Here is a 23671-nt window from a genome sequence, read left to right on the forward strand (position 1 = left end):
GCGCGACGGACGTCGCGCTCGGCCCGACGCCGGGCCCGCAAGGCGGGAGGCGTGGGCGGGATCGGCCGCTTCGCCGCGCCGCTGCCCTGGGATGTCGACCATCGTCGTCGAGGCGCACGCTAGGGCCCCGACGCCCTCGCACGCAAGAAACCCGCACGAACGAAGGCCACCCCGGCGGGTGGGAACTCCCGCGCTGGGAAGGCGTCTGCATCCGGGTCATGATTCCCCGCGTGTCGGACTCCGAGGAGCCTTCTGGGCGACCATCCATCCAGGTCGTCACCACGCGCGCGACGCCGACCTGGGCGAAGCTGTTCTCGTTCGCCGTGATCGCGAACGCCGGCGGCATCGCGGTGTCGGTGTGGGTCGCCCGGCTGATCCGCAACGTGCCGGCAACCGACTCGGCCGAGCAATGGCTGCGCATCGCCGGCTTCACCGTGGTGGCCATCGCCGCGCTGTTCGACGCGCTCCTGCTCGACGAGCTGGTCTTCGACGGCGCGTTCCGCCGCACGCACATCACCGGGCGCCTGCCGGGCGCGGCCCGGCGCGACGAGGACGTCGAGGGCGTGGCGGTGTCGATGCAGCGCAGCACGTGGAGCTTCCCGGCGCTGCTGCTCAGCGCGGGGCTGGTCACGAGCATGGCGTTCAACTTCGTGACCCACGATGTCGACGGCTACTACAAGCACATCGGCATCTACCTCGGCGCGCTCGAGCGCGGCGACGGCCCGCGGCAGATCGAGGCCGTGAAGCAGCTGTCGATCCGTCGCGCGCCCGAGGTGTTGCCCGCGCTGCGGGTCGCACTGGCCAAGGGCGGTGAGGCGGCGCCGTGGGCCGCGTGGGCGATCGGCCGCCATCGCGACGTGCAGAACCGGCGCCCGCTGGTGCCGCCGCTGGTCGCCGCCGTGCGCACCGGCGACGACGCCACCCGCCGCGAGGCGGCGATCGCCCTGGGGCGGCTGCAGCAGCGCTCGATGGTGGTCGCGCTGCAGGACGAGGTCACCGCCGACCTCGCCGGCGGCGGCCCCGTCGATCCGCGGCTGCTCTTCGCGCTCGGCTCGGTGCAGGTGCTGAGCTCGCGCGAGGTGCTCGGCGAGGTGCTGCAGCGCGGCGATGCCCTGGCGCAGCGGGTCGCCGCGTGGGCGATCGCCCAGCACCGCGACCAACGCGGCGCCAAGGAGCTCGTCAACGTGCTCGAGGATCGCCTGCCCACCGCCGACGTGGAGCTGCGCTGCGCGATCGTCCACGCGCTCGGCATCTTCGCCCACGAGCAGTCGAACCTCGCGCTGGTGCGCACCTACGACAACTCGACCGACGCCGAGCTCGCCTTCGTGTGCCCGCGGATCCGCATCTTCATGAGTCCTGACGGTCAGGACGATGCCGAGGAGATCCTGCTGCCCGAGGACACCCTCGCGCTCGAGATCCTGATGAGCATGGGTCAGATGAGGGCAACCACCCCCGAGGTGCGCAAGGTCGTCGAGCCCTGGCTCGAGCGCCGCACGCAGGACGCCGACGTCACCGCCTTCGTGCGCGAGGGGGCGCGGGCGGTGCTCACGGGCATCCGCGAGGGTCGCGACGACCGCACGAAACCGTCGGTCGACGAGGTCTTCGGCAGGAAGTGACGCGCACCGGCCCGCGGGCCCGCGAGCCCGGATCGCCGCGACGTCGCGATCGCCTCCGCGGCTTGCTATGGTCGTGGGGCCCGTGGAGCTCGTCGAACCCGGCACGGAGATCTCGGCCGAGTCGCTGCGCATCGGCGGCCAGACCGGCGGGGTCGTGCGCATCGAGCAGCGCGTCACCGACCTGCCCCACGGTGATCTCTACCGCGGCAGGTTCGGCAACACCGGCGTGCTGGTCACCTTCATCGACCCGGTGCTCGCAGCCCAGGCCGACGTCCGCGCGTGGCTGCTGCGCAACGTGGCCCGCGCGGCGCCGATCGAGCATCGCAACCTGCTGACGCAGTACGGCCACGTCGTGCAGGGCCGCCGGCTCTACCTCGTGCAGGGCAACCCCGAGGGCCAGAGCGCGCGCGCGCTGGTGCAGGAGCGAGCCGCCCGCGGCCGCACCATCGATCGCGAGGCGGCGCAGACCATCGTCGGTCACGTCTGCAACGCCCTGGCCGCGCTGCACCGTGTGATGGTCCACGGCTACGTCACGCTCGACACGGTGTGGATCAGCGCGTCGGGCCGGGTGAGCCTGGCCGAGCCCGGCGTGGGCGCGTTGCTCGGCCGCACCCGCCGGCTCGAGCGCATGCGCAGCGAAGGACGCCTGCCGCAGCTGACGCCCGAGCACCTGCTGGCGCCGCCGCAGCTCGCGATCGGCAGCGACGTGTTCGGCGTCGCGAGCCTGCTCATCGAGCTGCTGACGGCGCGCCCCCTGCCCGAGGCCGGCACGCCATTGTCCGGCCTGGGATTGTTCGGCCCCGACGATCTCGTGCTCTGCCTCGAGCGCGCCACCGCGCCGGACCTGGGCGCGCGACAGCCCGACATCCTCACGTTCAAGGCCGAGCTGGCCGAGTCGCTCGCCGACGGCGCGGTGATCGATCTGCGGGCGCCCGGCGACGCGCGCAGCGGCTTCGCCGATCCGCGGATGCATGCCGGTCTGCCCTCCCCGATCGATCTGTCGCATCCGGGGGTGCCGATGCCGATGCCGCCAGGCGCGATGCCGCCAGGAGCGATGCCGCCAGGGCCAGTGCCGGCGGGCATGGTGCCGGCGGGCATGGTGCCGGCGGGCATGATGCCGGCGGGCATGATGCCGGCGGGCATGATGCCGACGGGCATGATGCCGGCGGGCGTGATGCCGGCGGGCATGATGCCGGGCGCAATCGCGGTGCCGCATGGCAGCGGCGTGCTGCCGCCCGGCTTCGCGCCGATGGGCGTGGTCGGGGTGCCGATGGCGGGCCCCGGCGGTGTGCCGACGGTGGTGCCGATGTTGGTGGGCATGCCGATGCACGCCGCGGCCGCGACTCCGCACGCGCCCACGCGGGCGCCTCGACCCAACATGGACACCGATGCGTTCGCCGAGCTCGATCGGGCGACCCGGCGCATCGCCGCGTCGGCGCCGACCGACGCGGTGCTCGAGCTGACCGAAGACGTGTCGCAGAGCTCGACCCGCCTGGCCTCCGACGGAGGGCGAGCCGAGGCCAGCGCATCGGCGCTGCGGCTCGACATCCGCGACGTCGAGGACGCGGCGCGACGGCTCGAGACCGTCGACGGCGAGCACGCGCCCGAGATGGTCGAGCGCGACCCCTCCACGCCGCCATCCTCCGAGAGCGGCGCGTTCTTCGGCTCGATGGGCGATGCGGTCGCGGTGCCGGGGCCGGAGTCCCACGAGCGCGCACGCCGGGGCACCATCGCCATCGACGACGACGACATCGACGAGCAGCCGCGGGTGCACGGTCTGCTGCGCGACGGTCGGCCGCTCGGTGAGTTCACCATCGGACAGCTACAGGCGATGATCCGGCGCGGCGAGGTGTTCGCGACCGACACCCTCATCCACCCGCTGACGCAGCGCCGCGTGAAGGTGGTCGACCTGCACGAGCTACGCAGCGAGCTGGGCCGGGTGGTCGGCGCGCCGCCACCGGTGGTCGCGGCGCCCTTCGCCGAGCCCATCGCGCAGCGACCGATGATGACCGCGCCGGTGCGCGCCGGTGGCGGCACGGCGCTGTGGATCGCCATCGCGGTCGCGGGCTTCGCCGGCGCGGGGGTGTGGCTGTGGCTGCGCGCATCGGCCTCCTAGTCGCGCTGCTCGGCGTGGTCGCGTGCGCGTCCGATCCCGCGGTGCTGGGCCGCGCCGCGCTCGCCCGCGGCGACGACCGCGAGGCGGCGCGTCAGCTCGCGATGGCGGTCCGCGGCAGCGATGACGCCGCGCTGTGGCGTGACCTCGCGCGCGCCCGACAGCGCGCCGGCGACATCGACGGTGCCCACGCAGCGATCGTCGAGGCGGCCGCGCGCGCGCCCGAAGATCCCAGCATCGTGCTGGTGCGCGCGCAGCTGCGGCTCGCGCGGGAGGATCGCGAGGGGGCGGCCCACGACGCGCGGTGGCTGCTGCCGCGGCTGCACGACGCCGGCAGCCTCGAACGCCTCGCGGTGGTGTTCGTGCGGCTCGGTGACGCCGGCGCCGCGTTGCGGGCCGCCGGCGCCGCGATCGAGGCCACCGACGGCGCGGCCGCCAGCTACGTGAACCTCGCCGTGCTCGCGACCGAGCTGCGCCGCTTCGAGGCCGCTCGCGACGCGCTGCGGGCCGGTCGTGCACGACACCCCGCGGACCTCACGCTGCTCGAGACCGAGGCCGCGTTCCTGCTCGCGCAGGGCCAGCTCGATGCGGCCCGCGACGACTACCTCGCGCTGCTGCCCCGTCATGCGCGACCGGGCCTGGTGCACCTGGCGCTCGCGCTCGTCGAGCACGCGCGCGGCGACCACGGGGCCGCCGTTCGTCACGCGCGCGCGGCCGTCGATGCCGAGGGCCAGGCGCGCTCCGACGTGCACTACACCCTCGTCGTCACGCTGCGCGACGCCGGACTCGACGACGAGGCTCGCACCGCGTTGCGCCGCGCGCAGCGGCGCTTTCCCGGCGACGACGCACTCGCGCGACTGGTAGAGTGACCGACGTCGCCGGCATGATCCACACGCTCGCCCTGCTGTCGTCGCTGGCCGTGTCAGGCGCGGCCGAACCCAGCGACGCACGCCATCGCTGGCCGCGCTGGCCCACCGAGGTCACCCACGCCGCCGCGCCGCTGCGCGCCCGCGAGGATCAGGATCACACCCGCGTCGAGGCCCTGCTCGAGCTGGACGCCTACGCGACCCCGATCATCGAACCGTGGCTGGTCCACGCGCTCGGCGACCCGTCGACGGCGGTCAAGCGCGAAGCCCTGCGCATCTGCTTCGAGCGCGAGCTCGAGGCCTGCGTGCCGTCGGCGCTGGCGCTGTGGTCGGCGGCCAGCGAGCCGAGCCTGCGGGTCGCCGCGCTGCGCGTGATGGCGCTCGCCCCCGAGGGCGCCGGATTCGACGCGCTGCTCAGGGCCCTGCGCGACGACAACGACGGCCTGCGCGGCCAGGCGGCGCAGATCCTCGGCTGGGCGCGGCTACGGGGCGAGCGACGCGAGCGCGCGATCGGTGCGCTGCTCGCCAAGCTGGGCGATCTGTCGGCGACCGTGCGGCTGTACGCGGTGGAGAGCCTGGGCCTGCTCGCGGCCGACGACGCCACGCTGCCGCTGGCGCGGCTGCTCGACGACGCCGAGCCCAGCGTGCGCATGGCCGCCGCGCGTGCGCTGGGGCAGATCGGCGATCCGCGGGTCGCGGGCGCGCTGGGCCGCGCGGTCGCTGCGGTGAACGAGCCGCCGGTCACGCGCGCGCTGATGGCCGCGTTGTGTCAGCTGCGCACGAGCGACCGCGGCGACGACGATGTCGAGCTCGACGGGGAGCTGATCGCAGCGCTCGACGAGCCGCCGGCCGGCCTGACCAGCAACGACGTCGCCGAGCTGCTGGGCCTGCGCGCCGACCCGAGCGCGTCGCTGGTGGCGAAGGTCGCCGCGCGCCTGCGCGACCCCAGCCTGGCACGACCGGCCTTGGCGGTGTTGGTCGCCTGGGGCCCGGCCGCGACCGCGGCGCTGCGGGAGGCCCGGGCCGCAGGGCTCTCGCCCGATCTCGAGCTCGAGATCGATCGCCAGCTGGCCGCGCTCGCCGTGCCGGTGCGCACCGGTCGCGATGCACCGGCGCCCGACGATGCGCCGCGCCTGCACGTCGACGCGCGCTCGCTCGATGCGCTGGTGCGGCTCCCCGACGTCGACGCGCTGGCCCACCTGGGTCGGGTCGCGCACGGCATCGACGCGGCCGCGATCCGTGCGCGCCTCGGGCTCGACGAGCCGCTGGTCGATCGTCGCGTCGAGCTCGGGCTGGCAGTGCTCCGCGGCCCCGCGCTCGCGCTCGGCCGCGACGATCACCGCGTGGTCGCGCGCATCGTCGGATGGGCGCGCGACCACGCGGCCGCCCGCAGCGATCGCTGCCTCGCGGCGTGGGCCCTGCGGGCGGTCGACCGCGGCGGCGCGGCCATCGAGTACGCCCGTCGGGAGACCGCGGCGCTGCTGGCCGATCGCGACCCCGCGGTGCGGGCCTGCGCCGCGGCGAGCTGGCGCGCGCTCGTACAGCGCGCCGACGACCGCGCCCTGGTCGACCCCGACGCACGCGTGCGCGTCGCGGCGATCCTCGCCGCATCGGCGGCCGGACCCAACCGGCTCGAGCGGCGTCGCATCGCGTGGCTCGCCGCCGCCGATCCCGACACCCGCGTACGGCAGGCGGCTCGCCACGCCCGGCGTCGCCGGGGCCGCGGCCAGGGCATCGCGTGGGTGCACCGCGTCGCCGAGGTCGAAGCGCCCGAGGGCCGCAGCCCGTGGATCGCCGTCACCGTCGATGGCGGCAGCCCGCTCTCCCTGCCGGCGGTGCGCATCGGCGGGCAGCTGTTCGCGGCGGCACCGGGCCTCGGTCCGGTGCGCCTCGCGGAGTGAACCCGCCCTCCGACGGGGGGCTCCAGCATCATTCGCGTTGTGCCCAGGGAGGGTTTGCGACGATCCATTGCAAGCGAACCCGGCTCGATGACATTCGCGGGGGTCCGCCCAGGGCTCGCTCGGCAACTCGCTGGAATCGCAGGCGAGGCGCCGCGGGCGACGCTCTTGCTCATGTGCTGGGCGCATGACCGCCGCCGCCGAGTTCGCCCGCGCCACCGCCCCGCACGCCACCCGCCTCTACCGGCTCGGACTCCGTCTCACCCGGCAACCCAGCGACGCCGCCGACCTCGTGCAGGACGCGATGTGTCGCGCGTGGGCGACCTGGGATCGCTTCGACCGCGCGGGCAACGTCGGCGCGTACCTCTCGCGCATCCTGATGAACGCGTTCATCTCGCGGCACCGTCACCTGCGCGTGGTGACGACCGTGCAGGCGCGCTGCGATCTCGTCGATCACCTCTTCGACGGCGCGCGCCTCGAGGCGGCGCTGGACCCCGAGCTCGGTGTCGCCGCGTGCTCGTTGTCGGACGAGTGCATCGAGGCGCTCGCAGAGCTGCCGACCCACTACCGCAGCGTGGTCGAGCTGGTCGATCTCGGCGGCCTGCCCTACCGCGACGCCGCCGACCGACTCGGCGTGCCGCTCGGTACCGTGATGAGCCGCTTGCACCGCGCCCGTCGACTGCTGCGCGAGCGACTGTCCGACTACGCCCGCGGCTTCGGCTTCGGCGGCGCCGTCGCCCACGCGGCGTGACCGACCCGGCGCCGCGGAGGCACGGGTTGACGCGCGCGGGCGACCGCGACATCGTGCGGGCCCCGTCCCCGGACCCATGCGTACCCTGCCGTCGATCGCCGCGCTCACGCTCCTGCTGGCCTGCCAGGGCAAGGGTGCCGGCGCCGGCCGACACGACGACGACGACGAGCGCAGCGCAGCGCAGGACCCCTCGCCGTACGCGGCCGCGCCTGGGCTCACCGGCAAGACCATCGACGGCCAGCCCTACGATCTGGCCGCGGCGCGCGGCGAGGTCGTACTGCTGAACGTGTGGGCGACCTGGTGCGCACCGTGCCGCGAGGAGCTGCCGGCGCTACGGCGCCTTCACGAGCGCTACGCCGGCCAGGGCTTCGGCGTCGTGGGCGTGAGCGTCGATCGCCGCAACGCATTGATGGGCGTGCGCCGCATGGTCGAGGAATTCGGGCTGCCCTACCCGATCGTGTTCGATCCCGAGAGCGAGGCCATCACGCCGTGGAACGTGCGCGGCTACCCGACCTCGTTCCTCGTCGATCGCAGCGGCCACGTCCGCTGGCGTCGCGACGGCACCGTGACCGCCGACGATCCCGAGCTGTTGGCGGCCATCGATGCCGCGCTCGCCGGCACGCCCTGAAGGGCCGTGACGGGCCGGTTGCCGGCACGGCGCCCACGCCCTGCCGGCGCGCGATCAGGTCGGCTCGGCGACCGGGAGGCCCGGACGCACCGCGCGCTCGTCGGCCGGCTTGCCCGCGGTGGCGACCTTGCTCGGCGGCACCTTCGGGTCCTCGACGGGCGGCATCGGCACGCCCTGCATGCACGCGGTGACCTCTTCGATGCCGAGTGACTCGCGCTCGATCAGCGCCTTGGCGAGGCGCTCGAGCGCGTCGCGGTGGGTCGCCAGCAGATCCTTGGCGCGCTCGTACTGGCCCATCACGATGCCGCGGACCTCCTGGTCGATCGCCTGCGCGGTCGCCTCGGAGTAGTTCTGCGGCCGCGACAGCTCGCGGCCGAGGAACGGCTCGGTCTCGTTCTTGCCGTACGCGATCGGCCCGAGCCGATCGCTCATGCCCCACTCGCACACCATGCGGCGGGCCAGCGAGGTCGCGACCTCGATGTCGTTGCCCGCGCCCGTCGTCTGCTGCCCCGACAGCGCCAGCTCCTCGGCGATGCGACCACCCATCAGGATGGCGATGCGGGCCTCGGCGTAGCGGCGCTCGATGTTGTGGCGGTCCTCGACCGGCAGCTGCTGCGTGACGCCCAGGGCCTGGCCGCGCGGGATGATGGTGACCTTGTGGATCGGGTCGACGTGCTCGCCGGGGAGCATCATCGCGACCAGGGTGTGGCCGGCCTCGTGCCACGCGGTGGTGCGCTTCTCCTCGTCGGAGATCATCACGCTCTTGCGCTCGGCGCCCATCAGGACCTTGTCCTTGGCGCGCTCGAAGTCCCGCAGCGCCACGCGATCGCGGTTCTCGCGGGCGGCCATGAGCGCGGCCTCGTTGACGAGGTTCTCGAGGTCGGCGCCCGAGAAGCCCGGGGTCCCGCGGGCCACCACCGACAGGTCGATGCGCTCCTCGAGCGGGACCTTGCGGGTGTGGACCTTGAGGATCGCCTCGCGACCGCGCACGTCGGGCAAGCCCACGACGATGCGGCGATCGAAGCGACCGGGGCGCAGCAGCGCCGGATCGAGCACGTCGGGGCGGTTGGTCGCGGCGACCAAGATCACGCCGTCGTTGCTCTCGAAGCCGTCCATCTCGACGAGCAGCTGGTTGAGCGTCTGCTCGCGCTCGTCGTGACCGCCGCCCAGGCCGGCGCCACGGTGGCGGCCGACCGCGTCGATCTCGTCGATGAAGATGATGCACGGGGCGTTCTTCTTGCCCTGCTCGAAGAGGTCGCGCACGCGGCTGGCACCGACGCCGACGAACATCTCGACGAAGTCCGAGCCGGAGATGCTGAAGAACGAGACCCCGGCCTCGCCCGCGATGGCGCGCGCCAGCAAGGTCTTGCCGGTGCCGGGCGGGCCCATCATGAGCACGCCCTTGGGGATGCGGCCGCCGACCCGCATGTACTTGCGGGTGTCGCGGAGGAAATCGATGATCTCTTCGACCTCTTCGCGGGCCTCGTCGATGCCGGCGACGTCCTTGAAGGTGATCTTGCCCTGGTGCTCGGTGAGCAGCCGCGCCTTCGACTTGCCGAAGCTCATCGCCTTGCCGCCGCCGGCCTGCATCTGGCGCATGAACATCACCATGATGATCACGATGAGGATCATCGGCAGCCACATGATCGCGAACTGCAGGAGGCTGCTGTCGTCCTCGGGCTCGACGCGGTAGTCGATGTGGTGCTCGTTGAGCTTGAGGTAGAGTTCGTCGGTCGCGGGCCCGACCACGGCGTAGGCCTGGCCGTCCTGCTCGTACGCGATGTCGACGTGCGAGGGGTGCACTTCGATCGACAGCGTGGTCGAAGCGAAGGTGTTCCACTCCTTGTCGACCTGCTCCACGAACTTCGCGTAGCTGATCGTCTTCACCTGCTGGCTGGTGTTGAACAGGTTGGCAAGCGCCAACACCGCCACAATCAGGCCGAGCCATACCAGCAGCGTCTTGGTCTGTTGTTTCACGCGCTTCGACCGGGTTCGGGCAGGATAGCCGCCGGGTTGGGGTGGGTCAATGGTTGCAGGCCCGCATCGGCACGTCCCGTGGTGGGGCTGGACCCATCCACGACCGGGCCCGTGGGCGCACACGGCGGCTCGGCCCCGTCGGCGCCGCTGTGCTCGATCCACACCGCGTCGCCGTCGGCCCGCAGGCGACGATGGCCCGCGAGGTCCCAGCCGCGTGGCCCGGGGACCGACGCCAGCGCGGCGTCGATGTCGGCCACCACGCGGTGGGGCACCGCGTCGGCCGCGAGCCCGTGCGCGCGACACAGCGCTCGGATCGCCCGTCGCCGCACGGCGCTCGAGCACGCGCGCAGCTCCCTGCGCGACAGCACCGAGGGCGCCACAGCGATCTCGTCGGCGGCGGGGAGCGAGCCCGCGACGATCTCCGCGGTGTTCGCCAGGTGGCGCACGGCCGCGGGGTTCAACGCGCTCAGCAGCGGCAGCAGGCCATGCCGCACGCGTGCGCGGGGCTGGCGGAGATCGTCGTTGCTGGGATCGTCCACGAACGGCAGCGCGAGCCGAGCCGCCAGCGTGCGGGTCTCTTCGCGGGTCAAGTGCAGCAGTGGACGCACGATGCGGGCTCCCTCGGCCAGACGGCGCGCCGGCGCGTCGGGTTTCAGCGGCTCGATCGCCGGCATGCCCGCCAGGCCGGCGAGGCCGGTGCCACGGGCGAGCTGCAGCAGCATCGTCTCGGCCTGATCGGTCGCGGTGTGGGCGAGCACGAGCGCCGAGGCCCCGTGCTGCTGCGCCCGCTCGCGCAGCGCGTCGCGCCGCAGCGCGCGGGCCCGCGCCGCCAGATCGGGCCCGCGCCCCAGCGCCAGGCGATCGATCGTGAACCGCAAGCCCTCGCGTCGTGCGATCGCGGCCACCAACGCCGCCTCGGCCGCGCCCGCTTGGCGGAGGCCGTGATCGACGTGCGCGACCACCAACGTCAGCCCCAGGCGCCGGCGCAGCAGCAGCAGCAGGCCCAGCGCGGCCATCGAGTCGGCGCCGCCGGACACGCCCACCACCACGGCGGCCGGCGAGGGTACGGCGCGCTCGAGCACGCGACGCAGGGGGCCCAGCGCAGCGCCGATGCTGGGGTGTCGTGCTGGCGTCGCGCCCACGGTTGCGATAGTACCCCGCGGCCACGGTGAAGATCCCGGTCACACCCCAAGCCGTCGACGTCGACGAACTCCGTCAGGTGATCGACGACCCGCTCGCGCTCGAGCGGCGCGACGACGCCGACACCCTGGTGCCTGCGCTGCCATCGGCGTCGTTCGTGCGCATGGCCCGGATCCTCCGCGACGAGGGCCGCCTCGATCTGCTGCTGCCGCGGGCGACCGCCGATCAGCTGATCGCGCTGCTCGACCTCGACGCGTGGGTCGACGAGCGCATCGACAACACCCGCGCGCGCCGCTGGCTGGTTGCGATCGGCGAGAGCTGGGCCGCCGCCGACAAGCCCCGCGGGGCGCTGGTCGAGCTGATGTACGCGATGGATCCAGAGTTCTGGACCTTCGCGCTGCTGGCCGGCACGCGCGTGATCGTGCTCGACCTCGAGGACGACGCCGCACGTGACCAGGCCTACGACGAGCTGGCCGAGCTGCGCGCGTGGGAGACCCCCGACGGGTTCTTCATCATCGGCGTGCCCGACGACGAGATGGGCCGCGCGGTGCTGCGGGTGCTGCACCGCGTGTACGACGATGATCTCGGTCAGGGCCGACGCTTGGTGCTCTCGATCGAGGCGGCGCTGGCCTCGGAGATCGAGGAGACGCTGCTGCGCTTCCGCTCGGGCCGCCTGGCCGATCTCGGCTTCGTGCAGTGGCAGGACGCCGTGAAGCTGTTCCGCCCGCTCGATCACCGCGCGGCCGCCGACGCCGAGCCCCGCGACTTCCGCTGGCTGTCCGACGTCGAGCTCGGCGCGTCGGTCTCGAACCTGCGCGGCGGCGAGCTGCTGCGGCGCGCGATGGCCCGCATGACCGACGTCGAGCACGGCGTGCGCTCGCGCGAGTTCTTGCTGCTGGTCAACGAGGTCATCTCGGCGCAGCGCCTGCCGCCGGGCGACGAGTCGGTGCAGCAGCGTGCCATCGATCAGACCCAGGCCACGCTCGGGCTCGGGCTCGAGCTGCTGCTGCAGGCGCGGCCCGGCCACCCCGAGCCCGACGCCTACCTCGCCGAGCGCATCGCCGCGATCGGCCTGCGCGACGTCTTCCGCGTCGGCTACGGCGCCCTCGACAAGCTGCGCCGCGCCGCGATCGCGCTGCACCGCTCGATGCGGATCTCGCTCGACGCCGTGGGCTCGCTGTTGGACCGCCCGTGGGGCCCAGCGGTCGCCGCGGCCGTGCGCTGGTACCCCGAGCTCGCGCTCGAGTCGACCCAGGGCTCGTCGCGGCCGTTCCGCTCACTGGCCGACGTCGCGCGCGCGACCGAGCGCATCGCCGAGGCCGGGGCGCTGGCCGCACTCACGTACCTCGATCGCGGCTACGGCGTCGAGCCGGTGTGGTTGGCGCGCATCGACGAGCCCGCCAAGCTCACGCTCGGCGATCTCCTGCGCACGGCGATCGTGCACACGCAGCTCCCGGGCCACACCGCCCGCTTCGCGCCGCTCGGCCCCGACGATCTGGCGTGGGCCCACGCCAACCTGCTCGACGGCGGCGTGCTGGTCGAGCGGGTCGCGCGGGACTTCTCGGCCCGCTGCGACGCGCTGGGCCTGGGCCGCTACACCAAGGTGCTGGCGGACGCCGTGCTCACGCGCCTGCGCGTCGAGCTGCTCGCGCTCGAGTTCGACGGCGATCGCGTCGACCTCACCCGTGCCGGCGGCCTGGTCACGGTGCAATCGGTGAGCATGTGGCTCACCGTCGACGCACCGCACAAGGACTGACGCGCGCCCCTCAGGTGCCGGCCGGAAGGGTCGCGAGCGCCGCCTCGGCGGCGTGGCGCTCGGCCTCGCGGATGCTGGTGCCCTCACCCTCGCCGAGCACCAGCGGTGCCGCCTCACCCAGCCGCAGCTCGACGCGGGCGCGCCAGCGCGGTGGTCCCTCGTCACCGCGGACGTCGAGCCGCACGTACGACGGCGCCACGCGGTGTCGCGCCTGCGCCCAGTGCTGCAATCGTGTCTTCGGATCGAGCGCGGTGTCGGGATCGACCCCCGCGAGCGCCGCGTCGAACAGCCGGGTGAACACCGCGGCGGCCTCGTCGGCGGCCCGCAACCCCTGTGCACGGGCGTCGAGGAACACCGCCCCGAGCACCGCCTCCAGTGCGTCGGCGAGGGTCGAGCGATGCTGCCGCCCCCCGAGCTTGTCGTCGCCGCGACCGAGCCACAGGAACGCCCCGAGGTCGATCGATCGCGCGACCTCGAACAGGCTCGACTCCGACACCACGCTCGCGCGCAGGCGCGTCAACTCGCCCTCTTGCAGGCCCGGGTGTCGCTGCCACAGTGCGTCGGCGGCGAGCAACCCGAGCACGGCATCGCCGAAGAACTCGAGGCACGCGTTGCTGGGCCAGCCCGCGTCGGGGTGCTCGTTCGCCCACGAGCCCAACGTCAGCGCCGCGCGCAGCAGACTCGGTCGCGCGAAGGCATAGCCGAGACGCCCCTGCAGCTCCGCGAGCGCCGCCACGCCGCCGGGCGGCGCATCGACCTCGGGCTCGGCCGCATCCGGCAGGGCCGCGAGGGTTTCGGGCAGACGCACCAACGCCCGCCATCCTACGACGTCGCGCCGGCGACTGCGACCGGTCACGGGCCCCTCGGTGCACGTCGACTTGTCGCGGCTTCGCGCGGTGCCGTAGCATCTGCATCCGCACGCGAGCAGCCTCGCCGCGGCCCCGCGCCATGAAAGCCCACATCGACACCATCACCGACCTGCTGTTGGGATCCGCCTACGCCGACAAGCGACTGGAGGGCGGCGAGATCGCGGCCATCGAAGGCATGCTGTGCAAGCTGCTCGCGGTCGACGCGCTGCCGCAGGCGCAGAAGGATCGCATCGCGGGCTTCAACCCCGCCAAGTTCGACGCCACCGCGGCCGCGGGTCGGCTGCGCTTCGAGTCGGCGGAGAACAAGCGCACCGTGCTCGAGCTCATCGCCAGCGTGAGCGAGTCGGACGACGAGATCGACATGGCCGAGGACGCCTACCTGCGCAAGGTCGCAGCCGGCATGGGCATCAGCGACGCCGACATCGCCGACCTCGCGATCGAGGTGCTCGAGGACGACGAGCTGGACGGCATCCTCAAGCCGTGAACCGAGCGCGGCGCGGAGCTGGGATCCGCGCTGGGTTCAGCGCTGGGACCCCGCGCTGATCCAGCCGCCGCCGACCACCGCGTCGTCGTCGTAGAACACCGCGGCCTGCCCGGGGGCCACGCCCGGCTGCGCCGCGTCGAACTCGACGCGGGCCTGCGCGCCTTCGACCCATACCCGCGCGGGGGTGGCCTGGCCGCGGTGCCGCACCTGCACCAACAACCGATGCTCGCCGTCGACGAGCGCGAAGCGTTGCAGCTCACCGACCTGCAGCCGCGTCAGCGCGGCGTCGTTCGCCTCACCGACCACCACCGTGCGCGACTCGGGCACGACGCGCAGCACGTAGCGACGCTCGGTGCCAGGCACATGCAGGCCGCGGCGCTGCCCGACCGTCACGCGGTGGATGCCGTCGTGGCGCCCGAGCACGCGGCCGTCGACGTCGACCACCGGTCCCGGCGCGAGCATGTCGGTCGCGAGCCCGCGCGCCGCCAGCCGCGACTGCACCACCGCGCCGTGATCGCCATCGGGCACGAAGCACAGCTCCTGGCTGTCGGGCGCGTCCGCGTTGGGCAGCCCCAGCGCGGTGGCCTTGGCCCGGACCTCGTCCTTGGTCCACGTGCCCAGCGGGAACAGTGTCTGCGCGAGCGCGTCGGCGCCCATCGCGAACAGGAAGTAGCTCTGGTCCTTGCTGGCGTCGCGGGCCCGCAGCAGCCGTCCGTGCTCGTGGCGGGCGTAGTGCCCGGTCGCGAGGCGCTCGGCGCCCAGCGCCCGCGCGCGCGTCAGCAGCGGGGCGAACTTCACCGACTGGTTGCAGCGGGTGCACGGGTTGGGCGTGCGGCCGGCAGCGTAGTCGTCGGCGAAGGGCTCGATCACCGCGGCCGCGAAACGCTCGCGCTCGTCGACCACCCAGTGCCCGATGCCGAGCTGCGCGCAGACCTCGCGGGCCTGATCGATCTCGGCCGGCGAGCAGCAGCTGCCGGCGCGGCCGCGCGCGCTGGCGTCGTACAGCCGCATGGTCATGCCGAGCACCTCGTGGCCGGCCTCGACCAGCAACGCTGCGGCGATCGAGGAGTCGACGCCACCGGACATCGCGCAGACGATCTTCATGGGGTTCCTCGTGGCGCCGGGTGCACGGCGGCGCGCACCCGCGACAGGCACTCGGGCAGCACCGCGGCCAGCTGCGCCAGCTCCGCGTCGCCGTGCTCGGGGGCCAGCGAGAAGCGCAGCGCGCCGCGAGCCGCCGCGGCATCGAAGCCGAGCGCACGCAGCACCGGCGAGGGCTCCACCGTGCCCGAGCTACACGCGGCGCCGGTCGAGCACACGATGCCCGCGAGATCGAGCGCGATCATCAGCGTGTGCGCGTCGCAGTCGTCGAAGCGCACCAGCGCGGTGTTGCCGACGTGATGCTCGCGATCGCCGAGCAGCTCGCCGCCAGCGCTCTGCACGATCGCCCGCAGCCGCTCCAGCAACCCGCGGACGCGCAGCTGATCGTGCTCGCGGGTCGCCAGCGCTGCGGTCGCGGCCGCCGCGAAGCCGACCGCGAGCGCGACCGACTCGGTGCCACCGCGGCGCCCGTGCTGCTGCGCGCCGCCGATCACCAACGGCGCCAGCGGTGCCTCGCGGGCGACCACCAACGCACCGATGCCGACCGGACCACCGAGCTTGTGCGCCGAGACCGACAGCGCGTCCGCCCCCAGCGCCGCGCGCGACAGTGGCAGCCGGCCGTAAGCCTGCACCGCGTCGACGTGCAGCAACAGCTCGGGCCGACGCGCGCGCACGGCCGCCGCGATCGCGGCCAGCGGCGGCACGTTGCCGAGCTCGTGGTGCGCGGCGGTGATCGACAGCACGCCGATCTCGGGCTGTGCGGCGAGGGTCTCGGCGACCGCGTCGGGCACGAGCCGGCCCTGGGCGTCGACCGCCAGGGTGTGCACCGCGACGCCATCGTCGGCGAGCCGGCGCGTCGCAGCCGTGACCGCGGGGTGTTCGATGGCCGTGCACGCCACGCCGCAGGGCCGACCGAGCGCACGCAGCCCGCGCGAGAGCCCGAGGATCGCGAGCGCATCGGCCTCGGTCCCGCCCGAGGTGAACACCACCTCCGCCGGCGTCGCGCCCAACGTGGCGGCGATGGTTCGCCGCGCCCGCTCGAGCAGGGCCCGCGCGCGCTGTCCGGGCCGGTGGACACTGGAGGGGTTCCCCAGCGTCCGATCGGCCCACACCGCCTGCATGGCCGCGAGGGCCTCGGCCCGCAGGGGCGCGCCGGCGTTGCGATCCAGGTCGATCACCTGTCGCTTCCCATAGCACTTCGCGGCGCGCGCTGGTGGTCCGATCCGTTGACGGGCGACCGAGGCGACCGCGATGATGTCGCCACTTGAGCACGCTCTTGCTCACGCTGCAGCGCGCGGGACTGCTGACCGCGGACGCCATCGCGAACGCGACCCGCCACGCCGGTGAGCAGCGGGTCTCGCCGGCCGAGGCGGTCGTGCGGCTGGGCCTGCTCGACGAGCCACGGCTCGCGGGCTTCCTGCACTCGCAGCTGATGATCCCGTGGGTCGACGCCGAGCTGCTCGCGCGGCTCGACGGCGACACCGTCGCGCAGCTGCCCGCCGAGCTGGCGTGGGAGCACACGATGCTGCCGATCTCGCTCGACGACGCCAACAACCTCACGGTCGCGCTCGCCGACCCCACCGATCTCCGCGCGGTGCAGGCCGCCGCCGCGCACAGCGGCGCGTACCTCATCCGCGCGGTCGCACCGCTGTCGGCCCTGCGCGAGGCCATCTACCGCTATCACGGCCCGCGGCCCGCGGCCCGCACCGCCCCCAGCACGCCGCGCGAGCTGCCGCGCACCGAGGGCACGCCCGCGGGCGGCATGGTGCTGGCGCTGTCGAGCCTGGCCTACCAGCAGCTGCTCACGCGCCTGCACACCGCCGGCGATCGCGACGCGATCCTCGACCAGCTGGTCGAGTTCCTCGCGGCCGGCTTCCGTCACGTGATCGTGTTCGTGCACCTGCAGCACCAGCTGCGTGGCCGTGACGCGCGCGGCCCCGAGCTGCTGCGCGAGGCCGTGACGCAGGTGCGGATCCCGACCCAACCCGCCTCCGTCTTCGCCGACGCGATTCGCTCGGGTGTGCCCTACTACGGCCCGTGGCCGTGCGAGCGCGCGATCGATCGCGCCTTCGCAGACGCGATGGGCGGCATCGAAGGCAACGCGCTGGTGCTGCCGATCCGGCTGCGCGACAAGGTCCCGGTGGTGTTGCTCGCGATCGATCCCGCGGTCGACGTCGAGATCGATCGCATCACCCGTGCCTCCGAGGGCGCCAGCGGTGCGCTCGAGCGCCTGATCTACCGCCGCAAGTCCCGCGAGACGCCGTCACCGGGCGAGTGACGCCGTCACACCGGGCGGCCGATCCGAGCGCAGTGCCCGAGGTGCGCCTTCAGGTACTTGCTGGGCAGCTCGCGCCCGAGGTAGCCGCTCAAGCGAGTCGACACCGCCACCAGGCGATCGAGATCGACGCCGGTCTCGATGCCCATGCCCTGCAGCATGTAGACCACGTCCTCGGTCGCGACATTGCCCGAGGCCCCGGGCGCGTAGGGGCAGCCGCCGAGCCCACCGATCGCGCTGTCGATGGTGCGCACGCCCAGCTGCAGCGCGACCGTGATGTTGGCCAGCGCGGTGCCGCGGGTGTCGTGGAAGTGCACGGCCAGACGCCCGAGATCGATGCCCGAGCGCATGAGCCCGCGCAGCACGTACTCGATCTGTCGCGGCGTGCCGACGCCGATGGTGTCGCCCAGGCTGAGCTCGTAGATGCCGAGCTCGAGTAGGCCGTGGGCGACGCGCACGACCGCATCGAGCGCGACGGTGCCCTCGTAGGGACAGCCGTAAACGCAGCTGACGTAGCCGCGCACCTTCATGCCGCGCGCGAGCGCCTCGTCGACCACCACACGGTAGGTCGACAGCGCCTCCGCGGTGCTCTTGTTGATGTTCTTGCGGTTGTGGGTCTCGCTCGCGGCCATGAAGACCGCGACCTCGTGCATGCCGCTGCGCGACGCCGCATCGAGCCCGCGCATGTTGGGCACCAGCGCGCTGTAGGCCACCTCGGGCCTGCGATGCACACCGCGGGCGACCTCGGCGTGATCGGCCAGCGCCGGGATCCACTTGGGGTCGACGAAGCTGGTGATCTCGATGCGGCGCACGCCGGCATCGACCGCGCCTTCGATGAGCTCGAGCTTGCGATCGGTGGGCAGGACCGCCTTCTCGTTCTGCAGGCCGTCGCGAGGTCCGACCTCGTAGATCGAGACCGCCGCGGGCACGGCCTCGAAGAGGTCGATCGCGGGGCCGTCGTTGCCGGTGTGGAGATCGTTCACGCGTGCGAGTCCGGGGACTTGGGCGGTGCCGGGGGCTAGGCGGTGCCGGGGGGCTTGCCGGTGCCGGGCCGCGGTGGCCGCGGCATCGTGAAGGCGCCGTGGGTGTCAGTGTACGCGATCCCGCCGAGGCGACCGACCGAGTCGAGCCGCGCCGTGTCGATCGCCTGCGGGCGTCCCTGTGCATCGGCCGTGCGCAGCCCCGCCTGCAGCCAGAACCACACCACCTCGCCGATCACGAGCGTGGTCGAGGGGCGGCCGTGCACGCCGTGCCCGAGCGGCAGCGCGTGCACGAGTCGGCACTCGAGCGCGGCCTTGGCCTCGGCCACCCGCGGCGGCGCGACCGCGTGGCTCGGCGCCGGCGTCAGCGGCCCGAGCCCGGCCGCATCGACCATCGCCCACTCGTCGACGCCCGCTTCGAAGTCGCCCGCGGTGTGGTTCATCGCGCCGGCCAACGGCCGGTCGACATGGTTGACCACGAACGAGCCGGTCGCGAGGATGTTGCGAAGGGTGTCCTTGGGCCGACCGTCGCCGTGCCACGACGACGAGAACAGCACCATCGGCGGCGCCGAGCAGACCGCCTGGTAGAACGAGAACGGCGCGAGGTTGCGGTGGCCGTGCTCGTCCTGCGTCGAGACCCACGCGATCGGTCGCGGCGCGACGAGGTCGGTCAGCAGCTGGTACGCGTCGCGGGCCGACAGGCTCGCGGCATCGATGGCGTCATGCAGCACCTTGGGATCCGCGGCAAAGGTAGCGGACTTTCGCCCGCGCACGCGCGCGCGCCGAACTCGCGCGGCCCCACCCACTTTGCTAGGATCGTCGGTGGCGGCCGATCGCGCGGTCGGCCGCGCGTGGCCGCCATCGCTTCGTTCGTCGCCGAGATCCCCATGCGCTGCGCACCCGCGAGCTGGCCCGCACTGCTGCTGCTGACGGCGTGCGCCCGCGCACCCGAGAGCTCGGCGCGGGCCGACGAGGATCCCGTACCGACCCCCGCGGCCGCAGCTGCCGCGCCGCCGGCGAGCCCTGCGGTGGCCCCTGCCCCGCCGGCGACGCCCGAGCCCGTCGCGCCCGCGTTCGTGCCCGACCCCGCGCGCTTCCCTGCGCGCTACCTCGCGTTCGACGGCGCCTGCGAGCGCGGCGAGGTCGTCACGATCGCCGCGATCGGCGACGTGCTGATGCACCACGAGCTGCAGAAGCAGGCTTACGCCGCCAAGGACCACTTCGGCGTGCTGTGGTCCGGCGTCGCCGATCTCATCGCGCGCGCCGACGTCAGCTACGCGAACCTCGAGGTCCCGATCGCGGCCGGCCTCACGAAGGACGGCGCCGCCGACGACCCCGGGATGACGTTCGACAACGCGGTCTACACCGGCTACCCGTTCTTCAACGCCAACCCGATCCTCGCCAAGGACCTGGTCGACACCGGCATCGACATCGTCTCGACCGCCAACAACCACGCGCTCGATCGCGGCAGCGACGGCCTGGTGCGCACGCTCGACGCCCTCGACGCGGTCGGCCTCGCCCACGCCGGCAGTCGCCGCAGCGCCAAGGAGCCGTGGCACGCGATCACCACCGCCAAGGGCCTGCGCATCGCGTGGGTCGCGTGCACGCTCCACACGAACTTCGGCAAGGACGACAAGGGCCAGGTGCTGCACTGCTTCACGCAGACCAAGCAGCTGCTGGCGCAGGTCGAGCAGCTCGCGAAGTCCGACGACGTCGACGCCGTCATCGTCACGCCGCATTGGGGCAAGGAGTACGATCCGCAGCCCGCCGACAAGCAGCGCGTGCTCGCGCAGCAGCTGGTCGACGCCGGCGCCACCGCGGTGCTCGGCGCCCACCCCCATGTGCTGCAGCCGTGGGAGCAGCTCGTCGCCCCCGATGGTCGCCAGGCGCTGGTGCTCTACTCGCTCGGCAACTTCGCCCACCACCAGCGCTCGCTGCCGCGGCGCAGCTCGATCATCGCCTACCTCGGCCTGCGCCGCGGCGCCGACGGCAACGCGACCGTCGTCGGCGCGCGCTACCTGCCGATCCACGTGCGCATGGAGGGCGACAAGCAGGCCTTCTTCGTCGAGTCGATCGACCGCGTCGGCGGCCCCGACGACGCGCGAGCGCTGGTGGTCGACATGTACGGGCCCGCGAACCTGATCGGGCCCGACGATGCGCTGGTGATGGCGCCGCAGTGCGATCGCAGCTGGCCGAAGGCGGATTGACGACGCCCGGCGCCGCCCGCCGTCAGCGCCCCAACAGCGGCGCCAAGAAGCGCCCGGTGTGGCTGGCCTTCACCTTCGCGACCTTCTCGGGCGTGCCCTCGGCGACGATCTTGCCGCCACCTTCGCCGCCCTCTGGGCCGAGATCGATGATCCAATCGGCGCACTTGATGACGTCGAGGTTGTGCTCGATGACGACCACGGTGTTGCCGGCGTCGACCAGCCGCTGCAGCACGCCGAGCAGGCGATGGATGTCCTCGAAGTGCAGGCCGGTGGTCGGCTCGTCGAGGATGTACAGCGTGCGGCCGGTGTGGCGCTTGCCGAGCTCGCGGCTGAGCTTCACGCGCTGGGCCTCGCCGCCGGACATCGTCGGCGCGCTCTGACCGATCTTCATGTAGCCGAGCCCGACATCGCGCAGGGTCTCGAGCACGCGCACGATCGGCGGGTGGTTCTCGAACATGTCGCGGGCGTCGTCGACCGAGAGCTCGAGCACCTCTTGGATGTTGAGGCCCTTGTAGCGGATGCCGAGGGTCTGCGCGTTGTAGCGCTTGCCCTGGCACACCTCGCACGGCACGTAGACGTCGGCCAGGAAGTGCATCTCGACCTTGACCACGCCGTCGCCCTCGCACGCCTCGCAGCGGCCGCCCTTGACGTTGAACGAGAAGCGCCCGGCCTTGAAGCCGCGCGTGCGCGACTCGGGCAGCTGCGCAAACACGTTACGGATCTCGTCGAAGACCTTGGTGTACGTGCCGGGGTTGCTGCGGGGCGTGCGACCGATCGGGCGCTGATCGATGGCGATGACCTTGTCGAGCGCGTCGAGGCCCTCGATGCTGCGGTGCACGCCGACGCGATCGCTCGAGAAGTGCAGCAGGCGCGACAGCGCCGGCAGCAGGATGCCGTTGACGAGCGAGCTCTTGCCGGCGCCCGAGACCCCGGTCACCGCACACAGCACCCCCAGCGGGAACGCGACGTCGACGTCCTGCAGGTTGTGCTCGCTGGCGCCGCGCACGAAGATGTTGCCGCTGGGCTTGCGCCGGGTCGCGGGCACCTCGATGCGGCGACGCCCGACCATGTAGTCGGCGGTCGCGCTGCCCTTGGCGCGCTCGAGTTCGTCGGGCGTGCCCGCGAACACGACCTCGCCGCCGAGGTGGCCAGCGCCGGGGCCGAAGTCGATCACGTAGTCGGCCGCGCGGATGGTGTCCTCGTCGTGCTCGACCACCAGCACGGTGTTGCCGAGGTCGCGCAGCCGCTGCAGGGTCGCGACCAGCCGCTGGTTGTCGCGCTGGTGCAGCCCGATGCTGGGCTCGTCGAGCACGTACATCACGCCGGAGAGCTCGCTGCCGAGCTGACTGGCGAGGCGGATGCGCTGGGCCTCGCCCCCCGACAGCGACGGCCCGGCGCGATCGAGCGTGAGGTAGTCGAGCCCGACGTTGAGCAAGAAGCCCAGGCGGGCATGGATCTCGCGCAGCACGCCTTCGGCGATCTTCTGCTGGTTGCCGACCAATGCGAGGCCGTGGAAGTGGTCGGAGGCCGCGCGCACGGTGTAGCTGGTGATCTCCGAGATGTTGCGCGCCGCGACCTTCACCGCCAGGCTCTCGGGCCGCAGGCGCTTGCCCTTGCAGTCCTCGCACGGCAGCTCGGCGAAGAAGCGCCGGTACATGTCGCGCGCGCTGTCGGAGGCGGCCTGCTGGAAGCGCCGCTCGAGGTTGGGGATCACGCCTTCGTAGCGCATGCCCCAGCTGCCGTGGGACTCGCTGCCCTCCTGCCCCCAGCTGACCTTGATGCGCTTGCCGCCGAGCCCGAACAGCACCTGGCCCTGCTTCTTCTTGCCGAGGTTCTTCCACGGCACGTCGAGATCGACCTCGCAGGCCTTCGAGAGCGCCTCGATGATGCGGTACGTCCAGCCCTCGCCGCGGTCCATCGCGCTGGCCCAGGGTGCGATCGCACCGTCGCGGATGCTCTTGCGCGCATCGGGGATCACCAGCTCTGGATCGACCTCCATGCGGGTGCCGAGGCCGTTGCAGCTGGGGCACATGCCGAGCGGGCTGTTGAACGAGAACGACTGCGGCGACAGCTCGGGAAACGAGTGCCCGCAGCAGGTGCGTGACTCCGAGTAGACCAGCGGCGCGCGGCGATCGTCGCCGTCGAACTCGGCCCGCAGCTCGCCCTTGCCCTCGCGCAGGCCCAGCTCGACGCTCTCGGTCAGGCGGCGCTTGTCGGCGGCCCGCACGGTGATGCGATCGACCACCAGCTCGATGTCGTGCTTGAGCTTCTTGTCGAGGCTGGGCGGCGCATCGAGACGGTGGATCTCGCCGTCGACCCGCACGCGCAGGAAGCCACGCCCGGCCAGCTCCTCGAACAGGTCGCGGAACTCGCCCTTGCGGTGCACCACCAACGGGGCCACCAACACCAGCTTGGTGCCCTCCGGTTGCGCGAGCACGTCGGCGACGATCTGCTCGGCGCTCTGGCCCCGCACCGGCTTGCCGCACACGTGGCAGTGCTGGATGCCGATGCGAGCGTAGAGCACCCGCAGGTAGTCGTAGATCTCGGTGATGGTGCCGACGGTCGAGCGCGGGTTGTTGCTGGCGCTCTTCTGCTCGATCGCGATGGTCGGCGAAAGCCCGCGCAGGTGCTCGACGTCGGGCCGGTCGAGCTGACCGAGGAACTGCCGCGCGTAGGCCGAGAGGCTCTCGATGTAGCGACGCTGGCCCTCGGCGTAGAGGGTGTCGAACGCGAGGCTCGACTTGCCCGAGCCCGACACGCCGGTGAACACCACCAGCTGGCGCTTGGGGATCCACAGCTCGTCGATGCGGAGGTTGTGCGTGCGCGCGCCGACGACCTGGATCGCATCGGGTTCGGCGGAGGCGGGACGGCGCAGGCGGGGGGCGGCGGCGACGGAACGGAGCTTGGGCGCAGGCATCGCGGTGCTTGGGGCGGCGGCCGATCCCCAGGGCGAGCAGCCGCGCGGGCGAATGCTTAGCACGGCCCCGCGCTCTCTGCACGCATGTTCAGC

18 protein-coding genes are annotated in these 23671 nt (G+C 73.1%); 10 read left to right on the top strand and 8 right to left on the bottom strand.

Going from position 1 to position 23671, the window contains the following annotated elements; translation table 11 throughout:
- The first annotated feature begins 230 nt into the window (after nucleotides 1–230).
- The 6 genes from IPH07_06235 to IPH07_06260 all read left to right on the top strand — a co-directional run bounded on the left by IPH07_06235 (nucleotide 231) and on the right by IPH07_06260 (nucleotide 7872).
- Nucleotides 231–1616: a HEAT repeat domain-containing protein gene (locus IPH07_06235; protein ID MBK6916980.1), complete on the top strand. Its 1386-nt coding sequence runs from the start codon at nucleotides 231–233 to the stop codon at nucleotides 1614–1616.
- 82 nt (nucleotides 1617–1698) lie between these two features.
- Nucleotides 1699–3732: a hypothetical protein gene (locus IPH07_06240; protein MBK6916981.1), complete on the top strand. Its 2034-nt coding sequence runs from the start codon at nucleotides 1699–1701 to the stop codon at nucleotides 3730–3732.
- Nucleotides 3708–4598 (top strand): tetratricopeptide repeat protein, encoded by an 891-nt coding sequence (locus IPH07_06245; GenBank protein ID MBK6916982.1) that lies wholly within the window; start codon nucleotides 3708–3710, stop codon nucleotides 4596–4598. The genes IPH07_06240 and IPH07_06245 overlap by 25 nt, the downstream gene beginning before the upstream one ends.
- The gene (locus IPH07_06250) at nucleotides 4595–6496 is read left to right on the top strand and encodes a HEAT repeat domain-containing protein (protein MBK6916983.1); all 1902 of its coding nucleotides are present in this window, start codon (nucleotides 4595–4597) and stop codon (nucleotides 6494–6496) included. Before IPH07_06245 ends, IPH07_06250 begins: the two co-directional genes overlap by 4 nt.
- 184 nt (nucleotides 6497–6680) lie before the next feature.
- A complete protein-coding gene (locus IPH07_06255) occupies nucleotides 6681–7244 on the top strand; it encodes a sigma-70 family RNA polymerase sigma factor (GenBank protein ID MBK6916984.1) in 564 nt (187 codons plus the stop codon).
- A 76-nt stretch (nucleotides 7245–7320) separates the two neighbouring features.
- Nucleotides 7321–7872: a TlpA family protein disulfide reductase gene (locus tag IPH07_06260; GenBank protein MBK6916985.1), complete on the top strand. Its 552-nt coding sequence runs from the start codon at nucleotides 7321–7323 to the stop codon at nucleotides 7870–7872.
- Nucleotides 7873–7926: 54 nt separating this feature from the next.
- On the opposite strand, the gene ftsH is transcribed toward IPH07_06260, so the two are convergent.
- Together ftsH and tilS are read right to left on the bottom strand one after the other, a co-directional pair.
- On the bottom strand, nucleotides 7927–9849 hold the full coding sequence (gene ftsH / locus IPH07_06265; GenBank protein ID MBK6916986.1) for an ATP-dependent zinc metalloprotease FtsH: 1923 nt from the start codon (nucleotides 9847–9849) through the stop codon (nucleotides 7927–7929).
- A complete protein-coding gene (gene tilS, locus IPH07_06270; GenBank protein MBK6916987.1) occupies nucleotides 9846–10991 on the bottom strand; it encodes a tRNA lysidine(34) synthetase TilS in 1146 nt (381 codons plus the stop codon). Before tilS ends, ftsH begins: the two co-directional genes overlap by 4 nt.
- 26 nt (nucleotides 10992–11017) lie before the next feature.
- On the opposite strand from tilS, the gene IPH07_06275 reads away from it, so the two are divergent.
- Complete coding sequence (locus IPH07_06275) at nucleotides 11018–12745, top strand: hypothetical protein (protein ID MBK6916988.1); 1728 nt, start codon at nucleotides 11018–11020, stop codon at nucleotides 12743–12745.
- 10 nt (nucleotides 12746–12755) lie between these two features.
- On the opposite strand, the gene rnc is transcribed toward IPH07_06275, so the two are convergent.
- Nucleotides 12756–13553 carry a ribonuclease III gene (rnc, locus tag IPH07_06280; GenBank protein MBK6916989.1) on the bottom strand — a complete coding sequence of 266 codons (798 nt, stop codon included), beginning with the start codon at nucleotides 13551–13553 and terminating at the stop codon, nucleotides 12756–12758.
- A 140-nt stretch (nucleotides 13554–13693) separates the two neighbouring features.
- On the opposite strand from rnc, the gene IPH07_06285 reads away from it, so the two are divergent.
- Nucleotides 13694–14098, top strand: a complete 405-nt coding sequence (locus IPH07_06285; GenBank protein ID MBK6916990.1) for a TerB family tellurite resistance protein — start codon at nucleotides 13694–13696, stop codon at nucleotides 14096–14098.
- Between the two features lie 36 nt (nucleotides 14099–14134).
- Here the strand turns inward: IPH07_06285 and mnmA are convergent, their stop codons facing one another.
- Nucleotides 14135–15202: a tRNA 2-thiouridine(34) synthase MnmA gene (gene mnmA / locus IPH07_06290; GenBank protein MBK6916991.1), complete on the bottom strand. Its 1068-nt coding sequence runs from the start codon at nucleotides 15200–15202 to the stop codon at nucleotides 14135–14137.
- The gene (locus IPH07_06295; protein ID MBK6916992.1) at nucleotides 15199–16377 is read right to left on the bottom strand and encodes a cysteine desulfurase; all 1179 of its coding nucleotides are present in this window, start codon (nucleotides 16375–16377) and stop codon (nucleotides 15199–15201) included. The genes mnmA and IPH07_06295 overlap by 4 nt, the downstream gene beginning before the upstream one ends.
- Before the next feature lie 86 nt (nucleotides 16378–16463).
- On the opposite strand from IPH07_06295, the gene IPH07_06300 reads away from it, so the two are divergent.
- The gene (locus IPH07_06300; protein MBK6916993.1) at nucleotides 16464–17477 is read left to right on the top strand and encodes a hypothetical protein; all 1014 of its coding nucleotides are present in this window, start codon (nucleotides 16464–16466) and stop codon (nucleotides 17475–17477) included.
- Between the two features lie 5 nt (nucleotides 17478–17482).
- Here the strand turns inward: IPH07_06300 and IPH07_06305 are convergent, their stop codons facing one another.
- On the bottom strand, nucleotides 17483–18403 hold the full coding sequence (locus IPH07_06305; GenBank protein MBK6916994.1) for a hydroxymethylglutaryl-CoA lyase: 921 nt from the start codon (nucleotides 18401–18403) through the stop codon (nucleotides 17483–17485).
- An 89-nt stretch (nucleotides 18404–18492) separates the two neighbouring features.
- The gene (locus IPH07_06310) at nucleotides 18493–19185 is read right to left on the bottom strand and encodes a flavin reductase family protein (GenBank protein ID MBK6916995.1); all 693 of its coding nucleotides are present in this window, start codon (nucleotides 19183–19185) and stop codon (nucleotides 18493–18495) included.
- Between the two features lie 120 nt (nucleotides 19186–19305).
- Between IPH07_06310 and IPH07_06315 the strand changes: the two genes are divergently transcribed.
- Nucleotides 19306–20661 (top strand): CapA family protein, encoded by a 1356-nt coding sequence (locus IPH07_06315; GenBank protein ID MBK6916996.1) that lies wholly within the window; start codon nucleotides 19306–19308, stop codon nucleotides 20659–20661.
- A 22-nt stretch (nucleotides 20662–20683) separates the two neighbouring features.
- Here the strand turns inward: IPH07_06315 and uvrA are convergent, their stop codons facing one another.
- On the bottom strand, nucleotides 20684–23578 hold the full coding sequence (gene uvrA / locus IPH07_06320; GenBank protein MBK6916997.1) for an excinuclease ABC subunit UvrA: 2895 nt from the start codon (nucleotides 23576–23578) through the stop codon (nucleotides 20684–20686).
- Nucleotides 23579–23671: the final 93 nt, after the last annotated feature.

It is taken from the genome of Deltaproteobacteria bacterium (genome assembly GCA_016709225.1).
Classification (GTDB): domain Bacteria; phylum Myxococcota_A; class Polyangia; order Nannocystales; family Nannocystaceae; genus Xiheibacterium; species Xiheibacterium phototrophicum.

Coding starts and splice junctions, on each gene's coding strand:
- uvrA (MBK6916997.1), bottom strand. CDS start 23,578: ATGCCTGCGCCCAAGCTCCGTTCCGTCGCCGCCGCCCCCCGCCTGCGC.
- mnmA (MBK6916991.1), bottom strand. CDS start 15,202: ATGAAGATCGTCTGCGCGATGTCCGGTGGCGTCGACTCCTCGATCGCC.
- IPH07_06260 (MBK6916985.1), top strand. CDS start 7,321: ATGCGTACCCTGCCGTCGATCGCCGCGCTCACGCTCCTGCTGGCCTGC.
- IPH07_06285 (MBK6916990.1), top strand. CDS start 13,694: ATGAAAGCCCACATCGACACCATCACCGACCTGCTGTTGGGATCCGCC.
- IPH07_06255 (MBK6916984.1), top strand. CDS start 6,681: ATGACCGCCGCCGCCGAGTTCGCCCGCGCCACCGCCCCGCACGCCACC.